Source organism: Thiomonas intermedia, assembly GCF_002028405.1.
Lineage (GTDB): Bacteria > Pseudomonadota > Gammaproteobacteria > Burkholderiales > Burkholderiaceae_C > Thiomonas > Thiomonas intermedia.
In genome coordinates this window covers 1,320,672-1,337,287 of sequence record NZ_CP020046.1, presented here as the reverse complement: position 1 = coordinate 1,337,287, position 16,616 = coordinate 1,320,672, and the positions used below count along the sequence as shown (strand labels likewise).

The 16,616-nt window shown below is 66.0% G+C and carries 16 protein-coding genes; 8 read left to right on the top strand and 8 right to left on the bottom strand.

The genetic code is table 11. From position 1 onward, the window contains the following. Positions 1-17 precede the first annotated feature (17 nt). The 4 genes from BVH73_RS06265 to BVH73_RS06250 all read left to right on the top strand — a co-directional run bounded on the left by BVH73_RS06265 (position 18) and on the right by BVH73_RS06250 (position 3,807). Positions 18-683, top strand: a complete 666-nt coding sequence (locus BVH73_RS06265; RefSeq protein ID WP_079417088.1) for a thiol:disulfide interchange protein DsbA/DsbL — start codon at positions 18-20, stop codon at positions 681-683. Positions 684-805: 122 nt separating this feature from the next. Continuing rightward, entirely contained in the window at positions 806-1,441 is a 636-nt protein-coding gene (gene lptA, locus BVH73_RS06260) for a lipopolysaccharide transport periplasmic protein LptA (protein ID WP_079417086.1), read from the top strand. 86 nt (positions 1,442-1,527) lie between these two features. Further along, positions 1,528-2,283 (top strand): LPS export ABC transporter ATP-binding protein, encoded by a 756-nt coding sequence (gene lptB / locus BVH73_RS06255; protein ID WP_079420398.1) that lies wholly within the window; start codon positions 1,528-1,530, stop codon positions 2,281-2,283. Between the two features lie 6 nt (positions 2,284-2,289). Beyond that, entirely contained in the window at positions 2,290-3,807 is a 1,518-nt protein-coding gene (locus BVH73_RS06250) for an RNA polymerase factor sigma-54 (protein ID WP_079417084.1), read from the top strand. Between the two features lie 2 nt (positions 3,808-3,809). Here the strand turns inward: BVH73_RS06250 and efeO (BVH73_RS06245) are convergent, their stop codons facing one another. The 5 genes from efeO (BVH73_RS06245) to BVH73_RS06225 form a co-directional block, all read right to left on the bottom strand. Then, entirely contained in the window at positions 3,810-4,637 is an 828-nt protein-coding gene (gene efeO / locus BVH73_RS06245; protein WP_079417082.1) for an iron uptake system protein EfeO, read from the bottom strand. A 37-nt stretch (positions 4,638-4,674) separates the two neighbouring features. Continuing rightward, the gene (gene efeB / locus BVH73_RS06240) at positions 4,675-5,967 is read right to left on the bottom strand and encodes an iron uptake transporter deferrochelatase/peroxidase subunit (RefSeq protein ID WP_079417080.1); all 1,293 of its coding nucleotides are present in this window, start codon (positions 5,965-5,967) and stop codon (positions 4,675-4,677) included. 19 nt (positions 5,968-5,986) lie between these two features. Further along, positions 5,987-7,177, bottom strand: a complete 1,191-nt coding sequence (efeO, locus tag BVH73_RS06235; protein ID WP_079417078.1) for an iron uptake system protein EfeO — start codon at positions 7,175-7,177, stop codon at positions 5,987-5,989. After that, the gene (gene efeU / locus BVH73_RS06230; RefSeq protein WP_079417076.1) at positions 7,174-8,034 is read right to left on the bottom strand and encodes an iron uptake transporter permease EfeU; all 861 of its coding nucleotides are present in this window, start codon (positions 8,032-8,034) and stop codon (positions 7,174-7,176) included. The genes efeO (BVH73_RS06235) and efeU overlap by 4 nt, the downstream gene beginning before the upstream one ends. 297 nt (positions 8,035-8,331) lie before the next feature. Then, on the bottom strand, positions 8,332-9,885 hold the full coding sequence (locus tag BVH73_RS06225) for a CYTH and CHAD domain-containing protein (RefSeq protein ID WP_079417074.1): 1,554 nt from the start codon (positions 9,883-9,885) through the stop codon (positions 8,332-8,334). A 130-nt stretch (positions 9,886-10,015) separates the two neighbouring features. Between BVH73_RS06225 and BVH73_RS06220 the strand changes: the two genes are divergently transcribed. The 4 genes from BVH73_RS06220 (at position 10,016) to BVH73_RS06205 (ending at position 13,289) form a co-directional block, all read left to right on the top strand. Further along, positions 10,016-10,960, top strand: a complete 945-nt coding sequence (locus BVH73_RS06220) for a UDP-2,3-diacylglucosamine diphosphatase (RefSeq protein ID WP_079417072.1) — start codon at positions 10,016-10,018, stop codon at positions 10,958-10,960. Further along, positions 10,957-12,063 (top strand): glycosyltransferase family 4 protein, encoded by a 1,107-nt coding sequence (locus tag BVH73_RS06215; protein WP_079417070.1) that lies wholly within the window; start codon positions 10,957-10,959, stop codon positions 12,061-12,063. Before BVH73_RS06220 ends, BVH73_RS06215 begins: the two co-directional genes overlap by 4 nt. A 4-nt stretch (positions 12,064-12,067) precedes the next feature. Further along, entirely contained in the window at positions 12,068-12,529 is a 462-nt protein-coding gene (locus BVH73_RS06210) for a diacylglycerol kinase (protein WP_079417068.1), read from the top strand. Positions 12,530-12,854: 325 nt separating this feature from the next. Then, complete coding sequence (locus tag BVH73_RS06205; protein WP_245800439.1) at positions 12,855-13,289, top strand: nuclear transport factor 2 family protein; 435 nt, start codon at positions 12,855-12,857, stop codon at positions 13,287-13,289. 20 nt (positions 13,290-13,309) lie between these two features. On the opposite strand, the gene corA is transcribed toward BVH73_RS06205, so the two are convergent. From corA to BVH73_RS06190, 3 genes are read right to left on the bottom strand one after another with little or no spacing between them, the layout of a single operon-like run. Continuing rightward, positions 13,310-14,275, bottom strand: coding sequence for a magnesium/cobalt transporter CorA (gene corA, locus BVH73_RS06200; RefSeq protein ID WP_079417064.1), 966 nt, complete (start codon positions 14,273-14,275; stop codon positions 13,310-13,312). A gap of 9 nt (positions 14,276-14,284) precedes the next feature. Beyond that, positions 14,285-15,499, bottom strand: coding sequence for a patatin-like phospholipase family protein (locus BVH73_RS06195; protein WP_079417062.1), 1,215 nt, complete (start codon positions 15,497-15,499; stop codon positions 14,285-14,287). A 52-nt stretch (positions 15,500-15,551) separates the two neighbouring features. Then, entirely contained in the window at positions 15,552-16,607 is a 1,056-nt protein-coding gene (locus BVH73_RS06190; RefSeq protein ID WP_079417061.1) for an MBL fold metallo-hydrolase, read from the bottom strand. Between the last annotated feature and the right edge of the window lie 9 nt (positions 16,608-16,616).

Here is a 16,616-nt window from a genome sequence, read left to right as displayed (position 1 = left end):
CTACCAAAGGACGACTCATGTTTCAACGCTGGCTTTCCGTGGTGTTTCTGGCCTTTTCCATGGGCTTTCTCGCCGCAGGCGCGCAAGCGCAGACGCCGGCCAAGCCCCAACCGTTCAACGAGGGCTTTGCCTACAACCGCCTTGCCGTGTCACAGCCGGTGAGTCCGTCGGACAAGGTCGTGGTGACCGAATTCTTCTGGTACGACTGCCCGCACTGCGCCGATTTCGATCCCATGCTGGAGGCCTGGACGAAGAAGCTGCCGGCCGGCGTGGTGCTGCAGCGCGTGCCGGTGGCGTTTTCGCCCCAGTTCGTGCCGCAGCAGCATCTCTATTACGCGTTGATGGCCCTGGGCAAGCTCAACGACGACATGCAGGCCAAGATCTTCAATGCCATTCACAAGCAGCGCATTCCCTTGGGCACGCCCGAACAGATGGCCAACTGGCTGGCCCAGCAAGGCATTGCGAAAAAGGCTTTCATGGATGCCTACAACTCGTTTGGCGTCAACGCCCAGGTCAAACAGGCCACGCAGATGGTGACCGATTACCAGATTCAGGGTGTGCCGACGATGGCGGTGCAGGGGACCTACACCACCTCGGCGGCGATGCCTGAAGCGAACAACAACCAGAAGGTGCTGGAGGTTGTGGATTTTCTGATCAAGAAAGTTCAGGCGGCGAAGAAATAAGCGCTTTGCTTTTGTTCCGGAACAAGCTGCCCGCATTGAGCGGGCAGCTTGTTTTTCGCCATGCAGGATCTGTGCGCGAACGCGCGGCCTTGCCCTAGAATGAGCCGACCAAAGCAAAACCCATGCCGATGAAACGAGTGGCCCGTTCCCTGTTGTCTGTCCTGTTGTTCGCGCTGCATCTGGCGCCGTTCGCGCAGGCCGCACAGACCGATCGAAATCAGCCCATCCACATCGAGGCCGATGCCATGCGTTACGACGATGTGCACCAGACCAGCGTGTTCACCGGCCATGTGGTCGTGACCAAGGGCTCCCTCGTTTTGCGTGCCGCCACCGTGGACGTGCGCCAGGCTCCGGATGGCTATCAATATGCCACGGCATTGGCCGCGCCGGGAGAGCTGGCAACCTTTCAGCGTCAAATCGACGTCGCTCCAGGCCAGCCCGCCCAGACCCTGGACGGCGCAGCACAGCGCATCGAATACGACGGCAAGACTGATGTCGTCACCCTGCGTGGCCAGGCCATTCTCAGTCGGCTGATCGATGGTCGATTGATCGACCGCAGCCAGGGCAATGTGATTGCCTACAACCAGATCACCGACGTCTTCACGGTGGAAGGGGGCGCACAAGGCGCCACGGCGACCAATCCGGGCGGGCGTGTGCGGGTGATGTTGACGCCCCAGCCCGCGGCATCGTCCGCACCAGCGAGGCCGAAGTCGACACCGGCACTCAAAGTGGCGCCCACGCTTGGGGCTCAGCCTTGAGCGCGCAGCCGCAGCGGCCGCAGCAAACCGTGCTGCGGGGTGGACTGGAACCGGTTGCGTCTCAGCATGGCGAAAGTCCCTTGGCCATGCGTTCGGCTTCCGGGCCGCAACTCGACGTGCAGCATCTGCAGAAGCGCTATGCCGGCAGGCAGGTGGTCCGCGATGTGAGTTTCAGCGTGCGCTGCGGCGAGGTCGTCGGTCTGCTGGGCCCGAACGGCGCAGGCAAGACCACGTCGTTCTACATGATTGTTGGGCTGGTGCGACCCGATGCGGGGCGCATCCACATCGACGGCCAGGATGTGAGCGATTCGCCCATGCATCGGCGGGCGCGCATGGGGCTGTCCTACCTGCCGCAAGAGGCTTCCATCTTCCGGCGCATGACCGTCGCCGAGAACGTCCGGGCCGTGCTGGAACTGCAGCGTGACGCCCAGGGGCGTCGCCTGAGCCGTGCCGAAATCCGCCAACGCGAAGATCACCTCCTGCGCGAACTGCATGTCGAACACCTGCGCGACAGCCCCGCGCCCGCGCTGTCGGGAGGCGAACGTCGGCGCGTGGAAATCGCGCGTGCACTGGCCACGCAGCCGCGGTTCATCCTGCTCGACGAACCGTTCGCCGGGATCGATCCGATCGCGGTGATCGAGATTCAGCGCATCGTCCATTTCCTGAAAGAGCAGGGCATCGGTGTGCTCATCACCGACCACAACGTGCGCGAGACGCTAGGGATCTGTGACCGTGCCTGCATCATCAGCGAAGGCCAGGTGTTGGCCCAGGGCGATCCGCAATCCATCATTGACAACCCCGCGGTGCGCAAGGTGTACCTCGGTGAAAACTTCCGCATGTAAGCCGCGATGAAACCGTCGCTGAATCTGCGCCTGTCCCAGCATCTCGCGCTCACGCCGCAGTTGCAGCAGTCCATTCGCCTGCTGCAACTCTCCACGCTCGAACTCACGCAAGAGATCGAAGGTCTGCTCGAATCCAATCCGTTTCTCGAACCCGAAGAAACGGAGGATCCGTCGGCCGCTGCGACGACGTCCGAGCCGCAGGCGGCGTTGACGCCCGACGTGCCCCAGGTGGCCACCGAGGGGCATGAGACCGCGGCTGAGCCCACTGCCGAACTGCAGCTCGAAACGCAGGACTGGACGGCCAGCAGCGGCGAGACCGATCACGGCGCCGATATCGATGCCGACGCTGACTCCTGGGTCAGCTCAGGCCAGAGCGCCGGAGGCAGCGGGGACGACGACGAATTCAGCGCCCTGGACGTTGCTTCTGAGCAGATCGATTTGCGCGATCATTTGCGGGCGCAGCTTGCCGGGCTGGCCTTGAGCGCCACCGACCGCGCGGCCGCGGAGGCCATCATCGATTCCCTCGACGACGATGGCTATCTGCCCGACACGCCCCTGGAGCTGGCGCTGGCCCTCGCCCCCGCGGCAGATGCCGAACAGATCGAAGACCTGTCCGACGCGCTCACCACGGCCATGCGACTGATCCAGAGCTTCGATCCGGCCGGGGTGGCCGGGCACGATCTGGCCGATTGCCTTTGTTTGCAGTTGCTGCGTCAGCCGCGTTGCGCCGTGCGAGAGCTGGCCCTGCAGATTTGCCGCGGCGGCCATCTGGACATGCTGGCCAGGCGCGACTGGCGCAAGCTCGAACGCCAGCTCGAGGCCGATGAAAACGCGTTACGCCAGGCGCAGCAACGCATCGCCCAGCTCGACCCGCATCCGGGTGGCGCTTTCCGCCGCGATGCCGCGCAAGCGGTGACGCCCGATGTGATCGCCCGCAAGACCCCGCAAGGCTGGACGGCGCAGCTCAATCCCGAGGTCATGCCCAAGCTGCGGGTGAACCAGATCTATGCCGATGCCATGCGCCGAGCGCGCGACAGCGGTGGCGCCATGCAGGGCCAGCTTCAGGAGGCGCGCTGGTTCGTGAAGAACGTACAGCAGCGTTTCGAGACCATTCAGCGCGTCTCGCAGACCATTGTCGAGCGCCAGCAGCGGTTCTTCGACTTCGGCCCGGTGGCCATGCGGCCGATGGTGCTGCGTGAAATCGCCGACGAACTCGGGCTGCACGAATCGACCATCTCGCGCGTGACCACCCAGAAGTTCATGCTCACGCCCTTTGGCACCGTGGAGCTGAAGTATTTCTTCGGCTCCGGCCTGAGCACCGAGGCCGGGGGCAACACCTCGTCCACGGCGGTGCGCGAACTCATCCGGCGCCTCGTTGCAGAGGAAAACAGCGCCAAGCCCCTGTCGGACAGCGAACTCGCCGAGCGCCTCACGCAGCAAGGCGTGCAGGTCGCACGGCGCACCGTGGCGAAGTACCGCGAGGCCCTGCGCATCGCCCCGGCGAATCTGCGCAAGACGGGCTAATCTCAGCTCAGGCCGAGCTTGCCGCGCAGCATCGAGAGGTCTTCGGCCAGGGTGTTGACCGCGCCCGAGAGGATCTTTCGATCCTTTTCCGTGACCTTGTCATAGGTCACGTAGCCGCCGTCCTGGGTCTTGTACTTGTCGAGGATGGTGTTGACCGTGCCGAAGTTTTTCTCGACCTTGGCCACATAGGCCTCGTTGCCCTTGGGCAGTTGCGGACGGAACAGATCGAAGATCTTTTTCGAGCCGTCCACATTCGCCTGGAAGTCGTACAGATCGGTGTGGCTGTAGCGGTCTTCCTCGCCGCTGATCTTGGTGGCGGCCACTTCTTCCATCAGCGCCGCAGAGCCGCCCACCACCTTGTCGGGCGGGAAGGTCATGCCGTTGATGCGCTTTTGCAGGTCGAGCACGTCGGCCATCAGCTTGTCCGCAAACGGTGTGAGGCCTGTCGTGCTGTTTTTGATCCACAGCCCGTATTCGATGCGGTGAAAGCCGGTGAAATCGGGGGCGTTCACGCCTTTTTCATGATCGTCCTCTCGCGAATCCATCGAGGCGTCCAGATCGCTGAAGAGCTCAGCGATCGGTTCGATGCGCTCGTAGTGCACGCGGGTCGGACCGAACAGCTTTTTCGCCGTGGCCACATCGCCTTTCTTGACCGCCGTGGTGAAGGCGCGGGTCTGGGTGACCAGCTCGTTGATGTTTTTGGTGACGTAGATTTTGTAATCGGTGATCGGGGTGACCAGATCGAGCGAGGCCGGGGTGGCGGCCTGCGCGGCAAGCGGACTGCCGAGCAGGCTGGCGCCCAGCAGACAGGCCATGGCGAAACGTTTCATGGGAGACTCCATTGAGAGGGGTGGGTGTGAAAGGGATTCAGGCGCTGGCCAGCAGCAGCGAGCGGCCGTAGAAGTCCTGCGCGTCGACTACCCCGGGCAGGGCGAAGAAATAGCCGCCGCCCGTGGGTTTGATGTATTCCTCCAGCGGTTCGCCGTCGAGGCGGCGCTGCACGGTGATGAAGCCCTGTTCGAGATCGGCCTGATAGATGACCATCAGCAGGCCCATGTCGAGCTGGCCGTTCTTCATCACGCCGTTGGAATAGTTGAAGGGGCGGCGCAGGATGAGGTTTTTTTCCGAGTCCTCGGTGCGCGGATTGGCCAGGCGGATATGGGCGTCGAGGGGGGTGATCTTGCCCTCGGCGTCGCCGCTGTAATCGGGCGCGGTGAACTCGTCGGCGCCGCCAGACAGGGGAGCGCCGTTGTGCTTGCGCCGACCGAAGATGGCCTCCTGCTCCTGCAGCGGCGTGCGGTCCCAGCGTTCGACGAAGTTGCGGATCAGCCGCACCACTTGATAGCTGCCGTGGGTGGCCCAGGCCGGTTCACCGTCGTCCGGCCGGATCCAGACGACGTGGTTCATCAGCCGCTCGTCGTGGGCCGCCGGATTGGCCGAACCATCGAGAAAGCCGAGAAAATTGCGCGCGCTGGGCTCGGGCTGGCCGGGCTGCGTCTGGATGACGGGGACGGTGCCTTCCTGCTTCCAGTTCAAGACCATCAGGTCCGAGGTGTTCTTGACGATGTCGCGCAGGGCGTGGATGTTGGTGTCGGGCGTGTTGGCGCAGAACTGCAGCGTGAGATCGCCGTGGCAGCGGTCCTTTTCCAGCGCGTCGTTCGGGAATGCGGTCATGCGCTGCAGTCGACGCGGCCGGAGTTTGGCGAGGCCGTAGCGGTCGTCGAACAGACTGTCGCCCACGGCCAGGGTGATGGTGAGGTTGTCGGGGGTGACGACGGGGCCCAGAATGCCCGAATCCAAAGGGGGCAACTTGGGGTTGATCTCAGGAACCGGGCCGCCGCTCATGAGAAAGCGCACACGCTCGGTCAGTGTGCGCAGCAGCCGTTCCAGATCGGCGCGGTGGGTGGCGATGATGTCGAACGAAGCCACCATGCCCGCGGCGGGCCGAGGGGTGACGATGCCTGGCTGATGCAGGCCGTGGAACGGCTGGAGCTGCAGCACGGTGTCGCTCTGCGGTGCGTGGGTCGCCGCAGAAGCGTCGGCCGCACGGGCCAGGCCCGGGCACAGCCCGGCAACCGCCGCGCCCGCGGTGGCGCCGAAGCCTTGCAGCAGCCGTCGGCGTTGCGGACAGCTCGGCGGTGGAATGTCTTTGGAAGCCATGATGAGTCGCAAAAGCCGTTCAGGTGGTGGAAAGACCGAGCGCGCCATTGACCGCGCCCAGCGATTGCGCAAGCAGGTTTGCCTGCTGCGCAATCCGTTGTCGCGTGCTGGCATCGACCTGGTCATAGGGTCGATAGCCCTCGGTGCCGTGCAGACCGCCCAGCGTGGAGGCGAGGTTGGCGGTCTCGGTCTGGAGCTGTGCCAGCAGCTTGGGATCGGCCTTGACCAGCAGCGGCTGCAGGAGCGCGAGGGTCTTGTTCACGCTGTCGAGATTGGCGGCGAACCCAGCCAGATCGGCGTGGCTGTAGCGTTCCTCTTCGCCCTGGCTGCGGGTTTGCGCCAGCGAGCGCATCAGCCGTTCGGCGTTGAGCGCAAGCTGCTGCGGCGGCAGCGGCCGCGCCAGCATGGCGGTGCGCAGGGCGGTCAGATCGGCGTTCAGCTTGGTGGCGACAGGCAGCAGTCCGGCCGTGCTGTTTTCGGCGAAGAGGCCGTACTCGATGCGGTGAAAGCCGCCGAACGCCGGGTCTTTTTCGCGCTGGGCGAAGTAGTCGGCGCGCGCGTTGATGGCGTTGTCGAGATCGCCATAGCGCTGGGCCGTGGCGGCGATGTGCTGATAGTCGATCCGCGCCTTGAGATAGGCCGCGCGTGCGGCGTCGAGCTGACCGGCTTCGATGGCCAGCCGCAGGGCGGACGCCGCCTCCAGCAGATCGTCGCTGCGCATCGTGAGGTCAAAACGCTGCTCGGCCAGAGGGCCGATGAAGGCCGCGGTGGTCGGTGCGGCCTTGGCGGTGGCCGACGATTCGGTGGTGGGCGTGACCTTGAGCGTGCCGCGCGGGTTGCTCAGCAGCCCGCAGGTGATAGCGTAATCGCCCGGCTCCAGCCGCGTGGTCAGCCGCGTACTCAGACCGGGTGCGATGTTTTCACGCTCTTCGACCACCATCACGCCGTCGAGAATCTCCCACTCCACCGCGCGATCGGACTGGTTGACGATGCGGAACTGGGTCGTGCCCGCAGGCACGGTCAGCGCGTTGGGTTCGCAATGCCGCGCGTGGATGGTGACGATGATCTCATCGCCCTGATTCGGAGCTTTGTCGTGCGCCAGTTGCGAGGCGTAATAGAACGCGGCTCCGGCAGCGATCAGCACCAGCGCCGATGCGACGAGCGCCGCGCGCATCCAAAATCGATGAGGGGCGGGCGGTGGGGTGTTCATGCGTTGGATGGGGCTTTGGCCGGATCGTGGTTGAGGGAGGCGGGGGACGGCTTGCCGGACGGGCGGAAGAACAAGGTCAGCGCAACGACGAGATACAGCGCCCAGGCCCCCAAGGTGCTGACGGTCGGCGTGTCCTGGTAGCCGAAGAAGCCCGCCAGGACGGAGCCGACCGGGCCGTCATCGGGCAGGCGTTCGCTCCAGTCGAAGACCACCGCCTGCAGGTTGTTCCAGAGCCCCGCCTCGTGCAGCGAGCGCACTGCGCCGGCCAGAATGCCTGCGGCGACCACCAGCAGCAACAGGCTGGTCGTGGAGAAGAAGCGAGCGAGGTTCAGACGAATGCTGCCGACGTAAATCCCCCATCCCACGGCGATGGCCATGATGAGGCCGAGCAGTGCGCCCAGCGGCGCGAGCGGGCTGGGGCTTTGCTGGAACACGGCCAGCAGGAAGAACACCGTCTCCAGGCCCTCGCGCGCCACCGCCAGAAACACCATGCCGATGAGGGCATAGGCCTGGTTCTTGTGGGTGCCCGACAGCGCCGCATCGATGGAGGCATGCAATTCCTGCTTCACCGATCGCGCCACCCGCCGCATCCAGAACACCATGGACGTCAGGATGCCGACGGCCAGCAGGCCGATGATGCCCTCAAGCAATTCCTGCTGGCGCTGGGGAAACTCGGCCCCGGCGAATTGCAGCGCGGCGCCGACGAACAGCGACAGCGCCGCCGCCAGCATCACGCCGACCCAGACGGCGCCCATCCAGGCACTGCGGCCGGTGCGCCTGAGATAGCCGGCAATGATGCCGACAACCAGCGCGGCTTCGATGCCTTCGCGCAGCATGATGAGTAGGGGAATCCACATGGGAGGACAGCAATCTCGAAAAGTCGGGCGCAAAAAAGCGTGTTAGTAACGAGAGAGCAGTCTATTTGCAAATAATAATGATTGTCAATTGAGTGGGTCTGCGGGCGTGTTGCGAGTCCCTTTGAAAAGGCATGAAGCAGCACCACGGAAGGCCTCCGCTCAAGCCTGTTTGGGGACTGCGGGGTGAACGTCAAGGCGCCCGCGCGTCGCCCGCTCACGCGGGCGAGGGCGAGCCACGCCGCCAACTGCCTCCGGCCGTGATGCGGGCCGCCGCACGCGCGGCCGACGCGCAGCGGGCTATTGACGGGCGGCGCTCAGGGCGCGCTTCAGGCCGGTGCGGGCCAGGTCGAAGGCCAGGTCCACGCTGGGGCGTTGCGCTGGGGGGCACGATGGCGCGGCGTCGAGCGCTGCATCATCGAGCCAGCGCGCCAGCCGCAGCGTGTCGAGCGCCGCGCCCAGATCGGTCTGCAGCACGCCCACGAGCTTGAGCCAGGTCTTGCCTTCGTCTCCAAGCACGGCGGCGACCCAGGGGCCCAGCCACTCCAGCGTGTAGCGCAATTGCTTGGCGCGCAGGCGCAGGGTGTGCAGGGCAGCCCAGGGCGCCTCGGCTGGCGTGGCGGCGAGGCTTTCCCATATGGCCAGGAGCTCGGTCCACCGCTGGGGATGCAAGGACAGATCTTCGCGGTGAAAGTGCAGCAGACGGCGGGCCAGCTGATCGGTCGAGAGATCATGGTCGACGATCCTGCCGCTGCTCCAGCACTCCGCCCACCGCGCCTGGGCCAGCAGCACACGGCCCCATCGCGCGCTGCGCAAATACGCCAGAAGGGCGGCCAGACGCGCCTCCCGTCTGCGTGCCAGACTCTCGCAAGCCGCGGAGACGCTCGGGCTCTCGTCTTCGCTGTGAGCTCGGGCCTGTTCGAGGCAGACGTCCACGTCGCGCACCGCCCCCAGAAGCTGACCAGCCCACCGCCACTCATCGCGCAGCCAGCGGCAGGCCGCGCGCTGCGACTTGGGCCCCATGGTCTGCAGGAGGCGCAGAAGGACCCGCAGGCGGCGTAGCTGAAGACGCATCTGATGCACCGTCTCGGCGCTGGCGCTCTGGTGCAGCAGATCGGCGCCGATGGCGATGAAGGCCGTCGCCAGTTGAAGCGCGTCGGCCACCGCCTGGCCGCCCTGCGGGTGCGGAGCGAATTCGCGCGCAAGCGCGGGCAGCTGCAGCGTGGCGGCGCCTGCGGCGCAGGCGGCGAGCTGGAGTTTGCTGACCGGTGAGATCAGCAGCGGCAGGTCTTGCGCCAGCGTCCAGGCGAGATCGAAGGCATGGGCCCATTGACCTTCGACGAGTTCGATCTCCAGTTCGCTGATGGGCAGGCTGGGCGCGCCCGTGTGGTTGCCGCCCAAGGCCTGCCCCTCGTCGAGGCAGACTTCGAGCCGGGTGCCTTGCCACGTCACCAGCCACATCGTGCGCCGCACGCGCGTTCCCAGCACGGCGCGCAACTGGCTTGCCAGAACCTGCGGCTCATCCAGCGTGGCCAGCGGTGTGTGGCCGAGGCGCTGCAGCGCGCTGATTTCGGGCACATCGGCGTCGATCGGAAACTCCCATTCGCCACGCGCGAGTTGCAGGCCCTGCGCCGGGCTGCTCTTGAGCGTGAGGATGCGCTGGCCGTCGGCCAGATGCCTGACCCGCAGCGCCAGACCCGCTTGACGCAGCGCCTGTGCGGGTGTGTCGAAATACCAGGTCTGCATGGAGTGGACCTCGGGGCCCTCTGCCAGGGTCAGCAGGACCGGGTGGTGGCGCACGGCGTCGTGCAGGGTGGGGTCGAGTCGGAATTTGAGTTCGCGTTCCTGGCTCATGGCGGCAGATGTCGGAGGGAATCGGGCCCTCATTTGACCCTGTCGCCAGGCGCTAGACAAGCGCCCATATCGGCGAGGCGGCGCAGGTTTTTTCGTGACATTCACGCGCCTGACACATTGGGCCGATGCAATGCGCGGCATGGCGATCCCAACCCTGTCCCGAATGATGCGCAGCAGTGTCGTGCTCTCCAAGGATGACGCACCACCCGCGGCGATGCGCGCCACCGCGTCGGCCGAGTTCCCCGACGGCGCAGGCGATGCCGAGCCAGCCGTGTCGTGGCGCACGCTGTGGCTGTCGGACATTCATCTGGGCACGCGCGACTGCAAGGCGCCGCAGCTGCTGGAGTTTCTGCGCCATTGCGGCGCCGACACCATCTATCTGGTGGGCGACATCATCGACGGTTGGCAGCTCAAGAAAAAAGGCATCTACTGGCCGCAGTCGCACAACGACGTGGTGCAGAAGCTGCTGCGCAAGGCGCGCAAGGGCACGCGGGTGGTGTTCGTGCCGGGCAACCACGACGAGTTCGCGCGGCCTTACGACGGGCTGCATTTCGGTGGCATCGAGGTGCTCAACCAGGTGCGTCACGTCACCGCCGACGGCCGCACGCTGCTCATCGTGCACGGCGACCTGTTCGACAGCGTGGTGCTCTATGCCAAGTGGCTGGCGCATCTGGGCGATGCCGCCTACATGTTCACGCTCAAGCTCAATCGCTGGCTCAACCATGCCCGGCTCAGGCTGGGCCTGCCGTACTGGTCGCTGTCGCAGTATCTCAAGCACAAGGTCAAGGCGGCGGTGAACACCATTTCGAGCTTCGAGACGCTGCTCAGCGACGAGGCGCGGCGCCAGCAGTGTGACGGCGTGGTGTGCGGCCACATTCATCGCGCCGAGCTTCGCCTCGACGAGGGGCAGATCTATGCCAACTGCGGCGATTGGGTCGAAAGCCTCACCGCACTGGCCGAAGATGCCGATGGCCGCCTCAAGCTGCTGCACTGGAATGCCGGGCTTCAGCTCCTGGCGGAACTGCCGCCGCAAGCCGTGGCGCCATTGGCCGCCACCCGCGGAGCACGCGCATGATCGCCTCCACCGTTGCTCCGCAGGTGGCGGCCGCGGCCGAGAAGCCCTGGCCCGCGGCCGCGGGCACGCCGCCGCTGCGCATTCTGATCGTCACCGACGCCTGGGCGCCGCAGGTCAATGGCGTGGTGCGTACCCTCAAGACCACGATAGACCAGCTGCGCGACCTGGGTCAGGTGGTGGAGGTCGTGGAGCCCAACGCCTTCCGCACCATTCCCTGCCCGACCTATCCTGAAATCCGGCTCAGCCTGCGGCCCCGTGCGCAGATCATGCAGCGCGTCACCCGCTTCATGCCCGACGTGGTGCATGTGGCCACCGAAGGGCCGCTGGGTCAGGCCGCCCGCCGCATCGCGCGGCGCCTGGACATTCCGCTGACCACGGCCTACCACACCCGCTTTCCTGAATACGTGCACGCACGCTTGCGCATTCCACTGGGGTGGACCTATGCCTATCTCCGACGCTTTCACAACGCCGGCCGCGCCGTGCTCGTCCCCACCCAGGTGGTGCAGCGCGATTTGCAGGAGCGAGGATTCCGTCACGTGAAGCTGTGGTCGCGCGGGGTGGATGCGGGCGTGTTCTATCCGCGCGAAGGCGCGCGGCTCGACGGTACGCCGCCGATTTTTCTCTACGTCGGCCGCGTGGCGGTGGAGAAGAACATCGACGCCTTTCTGCGGCTCGACCTGCCGGGCACCAAATGGGTGGTCGGCGAAGGGCCGGAACTCGAACGCATACGCCGACAGTATCCCGATGTGCGCTTTCTCGGCGTGCTTACTCAGAACGAGCTCGCCAAGGTCTATTCCGGCGCCGATGTGTTCGTTTTCCCGAGCCGGACTGACACCTTCGGACTGGTGCTGATCGAGGCCCTGGCCTGCGGCTGTCCGGTGGCAGCGTACCCGGTCACCGGCCCGCTCGACGTCATCGGCGACAGTCCGGCCGGCGCGCTCGACACCGATCTCAAGGCCGCCTGCCTGCGAGCCCTGCAGATCCCACGCAGCGTGGCGCAGGCGCATGCGCGCAAGTTCACCTGGGAGGCCGCGTCCCGACAGTTCCTCGACCATCTGCGTCGCGCCGTACGCGAAGGCGTGTCGACGCCAGCGGCGCGTTGATCCGATGGCTTTCAACGAGACGCCGGGCCGGCAAGCCGACCCTGGGGGCGCTCAGCAGCGTGATCGCGCACCGGCGTCCCCTCCAGAGGCGCCGCCTCATCCCTACAAGACCCGTACCGGGCTCTCCCGGGTGGTTCACGCGGGCATCAACTCCCTCAGCGGCCTGTGTGCGGCCTGGCAGACCGAGTCGGCCTTCCGCCAGGAGCTCACGCTGGCCGTCATCATGCTGCCGCTGGCGCTGTGGCTCGGACGCACCTGGGCCGAGCGCGCGGTGCTCGCGGGCTGCGGGTTGCTGGTGCTCATCGTCGAGTTGCTCAACACCGCCATCGAATACACGGTCGATCGCGTCTCGCTGGAGCGCAATCCGCTGAGCAAGACCGCCAAAGACCTGGGCAGCGCCGCCGTCCTGCTCACTTTGCTGCTGTGCGTGCTCATCTGGGCGTCGGTGCTGTTGCCGCGCCTCTGACTTAAGCGCCGTGTCATGCGACCTGCGCCTCCCATGGCCTCCGCCCAGACCCCCGGTGCGATGCAGAAATGGCGTTAACAGACCCTGTTGATCCGGCCTGGAGAAGGATGAACGGGTCATGGGCCCCGCCATGCAGGCGCATCCCCCTCCCAACCTCCCCCACGCTGTGGGGGAGGAGAAAACTGCGCTGTGCGCGATCTGCGTAAGCCCTCCCAACCTCCCCCACGTCGTGGGGGGCCGTGTTGGCTCCCTCTCCACTTGTGGGGAGGGTTGGGGTGGGGTGCCGTTTCAGACGTCAACGCACCGGATCAATAAGATGCGCGTCATGGAAACCGACGGCGCCTTCTCGCCCTTGCATCGCATCGCCCGCGTGTTTGAGCAACTGCGCGCCGACCAGCTCGATGTGCTGGCGCAGGTCTACGCCCCGCAGGCCACTTTTCAAGATCCCTTCAACCGCGTGCAGGGGCTGGCCGCCATCACTGCGCAGTTTGCGCATATGTACGCCAAGCTGCACGCGCCGCGCTTCGTTGTGAAGGACGTGACGATGCAGGGCGCCGTGGGCTGGATGGTCTGGGATTTCCACTTTGCCCTGCGAAAGGGCGCGCCTTTGCAGGTGATCGAGGGAGCCACGCGCTTCAAACTCGACGCGCTGGGCCTCGTTGTCGACCATCGCGACTACTGGGACGCCTGTGATTTCTACGCCACGGTGCCCGTGCTCGGCGGCGTGGTGCGGCGACTCAAGCGGGCCGCGGCGGCCTGAAGCGCCGCGCCCTTTACCCTTTACTCCAGCCAGCCCTTCTTGCGGAAGAACCAGAACGGCGCGATGACCGAGACCACCATCAGCGCCAGGGCGAAGGGGTAGCCCAGGCTCCAGTCCAGCTCGGGCATGGCCTTGAAGTTCATGCCGTAGATGCTGGCGATGAGCGTGGGCGGCAGCATGGCGACCGAGGCGACCGAGAAGATCTTGATCACCTTGTTCTGGTTGATGTTGATGAAGCCGACCGTGGCATCCATCAGGAAGTTGATCTTGTCGAACAGGAAGGCGGTGTGGCCGTCGAGCGAATCGAGATCGCGCAGAATCTGCCGGGCCTCCTGCGACTGCTCGGCGCTGAGATGGCGGCTGCGCAGCAGAAAACTCAGGGCCCGGCGCGTATCCATCACATTGCGGCGGATGCGGCCGTTGAGGTCTTCCTGCTGGGCAATCACGGTGAGCGCACGCGACGCATCCTGATCGCTGGCGCCGGGGCGGATGATGTCGGCGCTGATGGCTTCGAGCGCGTCGTAAACGCCTTCGAGCACGTCGGCCGAATATTCGGCGTCGGTGAGGTAGAGCGCGAGCAGCACGTCGGTGGCGTTTTCGATCAGCCCGGGCATGCGCCGCGCGCGCAGCCGCAGCAGGCGGAACACGGTGAGATCGTGCGTGTGAATGGAGAACAGCACGCTGCCGTGAATGATGAAGGCCACGCGCTCGTTGCGCGGCCGCTCTTCATCGCTGATCAGAAAGTCCGAACGCAGGTGAAGCTGGTTCTCGTCTTCCTCCTCGTAGAACCGGGCGGATTCCTCCAGGTCCTGGTCGAGCACATCGGCGGGGATGGTCAGGCCGAAGCGTGCCTCGATCCAGCCCAGCTCGCGCGGATCAGCCGACTCGAGATCGACCCAGACGGGCTGAAGTCCGGCCAGGGCTTGCGGATCGTCGACCTCCTGCTGCACCAGGCGGCCATTCTTGAGGGTGAAGACATTGAGCATAGGCCCGCATTATGCGCAAAGCGGCCCGGGTTCGGCTGGCTTGAAGAAGGCGGCGATGGCCTCGCGCTGCGCGGCCGCATCGGCCCGTCCGAGTTCGACCAGGGCGGTGAGATAGTCGGAGGTGAACAACAGATAGCTGGCCAGTGCAGCCCCCCGGCCCACGCCGACCCCAACGGCCTGCAACAGGCGTCGCGCGCCCTGGGGCATGCTGCGCCAATGCTGGGCGGCGATGGCATTGATCGAGGTGGAGGGCAGCAGGGTGAGCGTGGGTAGTGTCCGGTAGGGCAGTCTGCCGCGCAGGGCGGGCGGCAGATCCGACAGCATGCGGTTGATGCGCTCGGCCTGCTGCGCATCGGCGCGCAAGGTGTCGAGAAACACCGTGGACATGGCGTGCGCGGCAATCTCCGCCACGCTGGGATACGGGGGCAAGCGGTCATGCCGGGCCCCGATCTGGGCCTGCGGTTCGGCCACGCCAATCGCCAGCACCCGCTCCGCACCAAGGTGGATGGCGGGGGCCAGCGGCGCGAGTTGCCGCATGGCGCCGTCGCCAAAATATTCCGGGCCGACCTCGCCCGCCAGAGGAACCGCGGGAAAAACGAAGGGCAGGGCGCTGGAGGCCAGAAGATGCGCCACGCCGATGGGCTGGGCGATGCCCCACAGCCCGGGGCGCCTCCAGGGCTGCACCTCCGGTCGGGCCTGGAAAAAGGTGATGTGACGTCCACTGGTGTAACTCGACGTGGCCACAGAGAGCGCACGCAGCGCGCCGGACTTTATGGCCTCGTCCACCGCCTCGAAATGCAGCAGGCGCGTCAGGGTCTGGGATAGCGGCGTGTTGTCGAGCAGCGCGCGCGGATGCTGTTTGATTAACCACCCCAGGGCCATCAACGCGAGCCACCGCGCCCCGCCTCGCAGCAGTTGCAGGCTGCCGACCTCGAACACGTCGTGGACTTGCAGGCTGCTCCACAGGTCTTGCATGTCGTACAGGGCCTGGGGCCAGTCGGTGCAGCGGCTGGCGAAGTAGGCTGCATTGATGGCGCCGGCCGAGGTGCCGCAGACGACCGGAAACGGATTGCGCTGCGCGGGCCAACGCGCTTCCCGAAGGATGTCGGCCACACCGGCGAGCACCCCGGCCTGGTAGGCCGTGCGTGCCCCGCCGCCCAGCAGGATCAGCGCGGCGCCCTGGGGGGCGTCATTTTTGGCGGCGGTGGATAGGGGCTCAGACATGGCGGCGCGGGCGGGTTTGATCGGAGGGCCGTCTGTCGTGCCGCCCGTTGCCTCAGCGCACGAAGCGGTATACACCGTCGTTGACAAGGCGGCGTAGCTGGCCGTCGAACCACAGCTTGTGCAGATGGGCGATGGACTCTCCCATGGCAAAGGTCATCTGGTGGACGTCCAGAGGGCGTTTGAACAGCACGGGCAGCAGATCGGCCGCGGTCTGCGGCGTGGCGCAGGCGAAGACCACCTCGGCCAGACGTTCGCGGTGATGTTGCTGGAGCTGCGCGATGCGGGCCTGGGCGCCGCGGAAGGGCAGGCCGTGCGACGGGAAGATCAGGGTGGTGTCGGGCAGCAGAGCGGCAAAGCGCGCGAGGCTGTCGAGAAACTGCTGCAGCGGGTTGGCCAGGGGCTCGTTGTCGTTCACGCTGATGTTGGTGGAGATGCGCGGCAGCAGCATGTCGCCTGCGATGAACAGCTCGTCGGCCTCGCAGTGAAGGCTGATGTGTTCCGGCGCATGGCCGAAGCCTGCAACGCAACGCCAGTGGCGCGCGCCGATGCGCAGCACGTCGCCGTCTTGCAGACGTACGAAGCGTGGCGGCATCGCGGGCACCAGGCCGGTGTAGTAATCGGTGCGCTTGCGAATGGCCGCCAGCGTGTCGGCATCGGCCAGGCCATGCGCGGCGAAATGCGCTGCCATGGGTTCGCCACCGATGGTCATGCAGCCCCGCGCCGCCATGCACGACACCGCGTAGTCGGTCGCGCTCATCCACAGCAGACAGTTCCAGCGTGCGGTGAGCCAGTGGGCCAGCCCCACATGGTCGGGGTGCATGTGCGTGACCACGACCCGCAGGATGGGGCGCCCGTCCAACTGTGTGGCAAACACCTGTTCCCAGGCGGCACGGGTCGGCGCGGCGTCGATGCCGCAGTCCACCACGGTCCAGCCGTGGACGCCGTCGATACAGTCTTCCAGAAGCCAGAGGTTGATGTGGTTGAGCGCGAAAGGCAGGCCCATGCGCAGCCAGCGCAGGCCGGGTGCCAATTCGAGGCTCTCTCCCGGTTCGGGCTTCGCGTCGCCAAAGGGGTAGTGCAGAGCATCGGCGCAGGCTTGGGCGGTCATGGTGGGCGG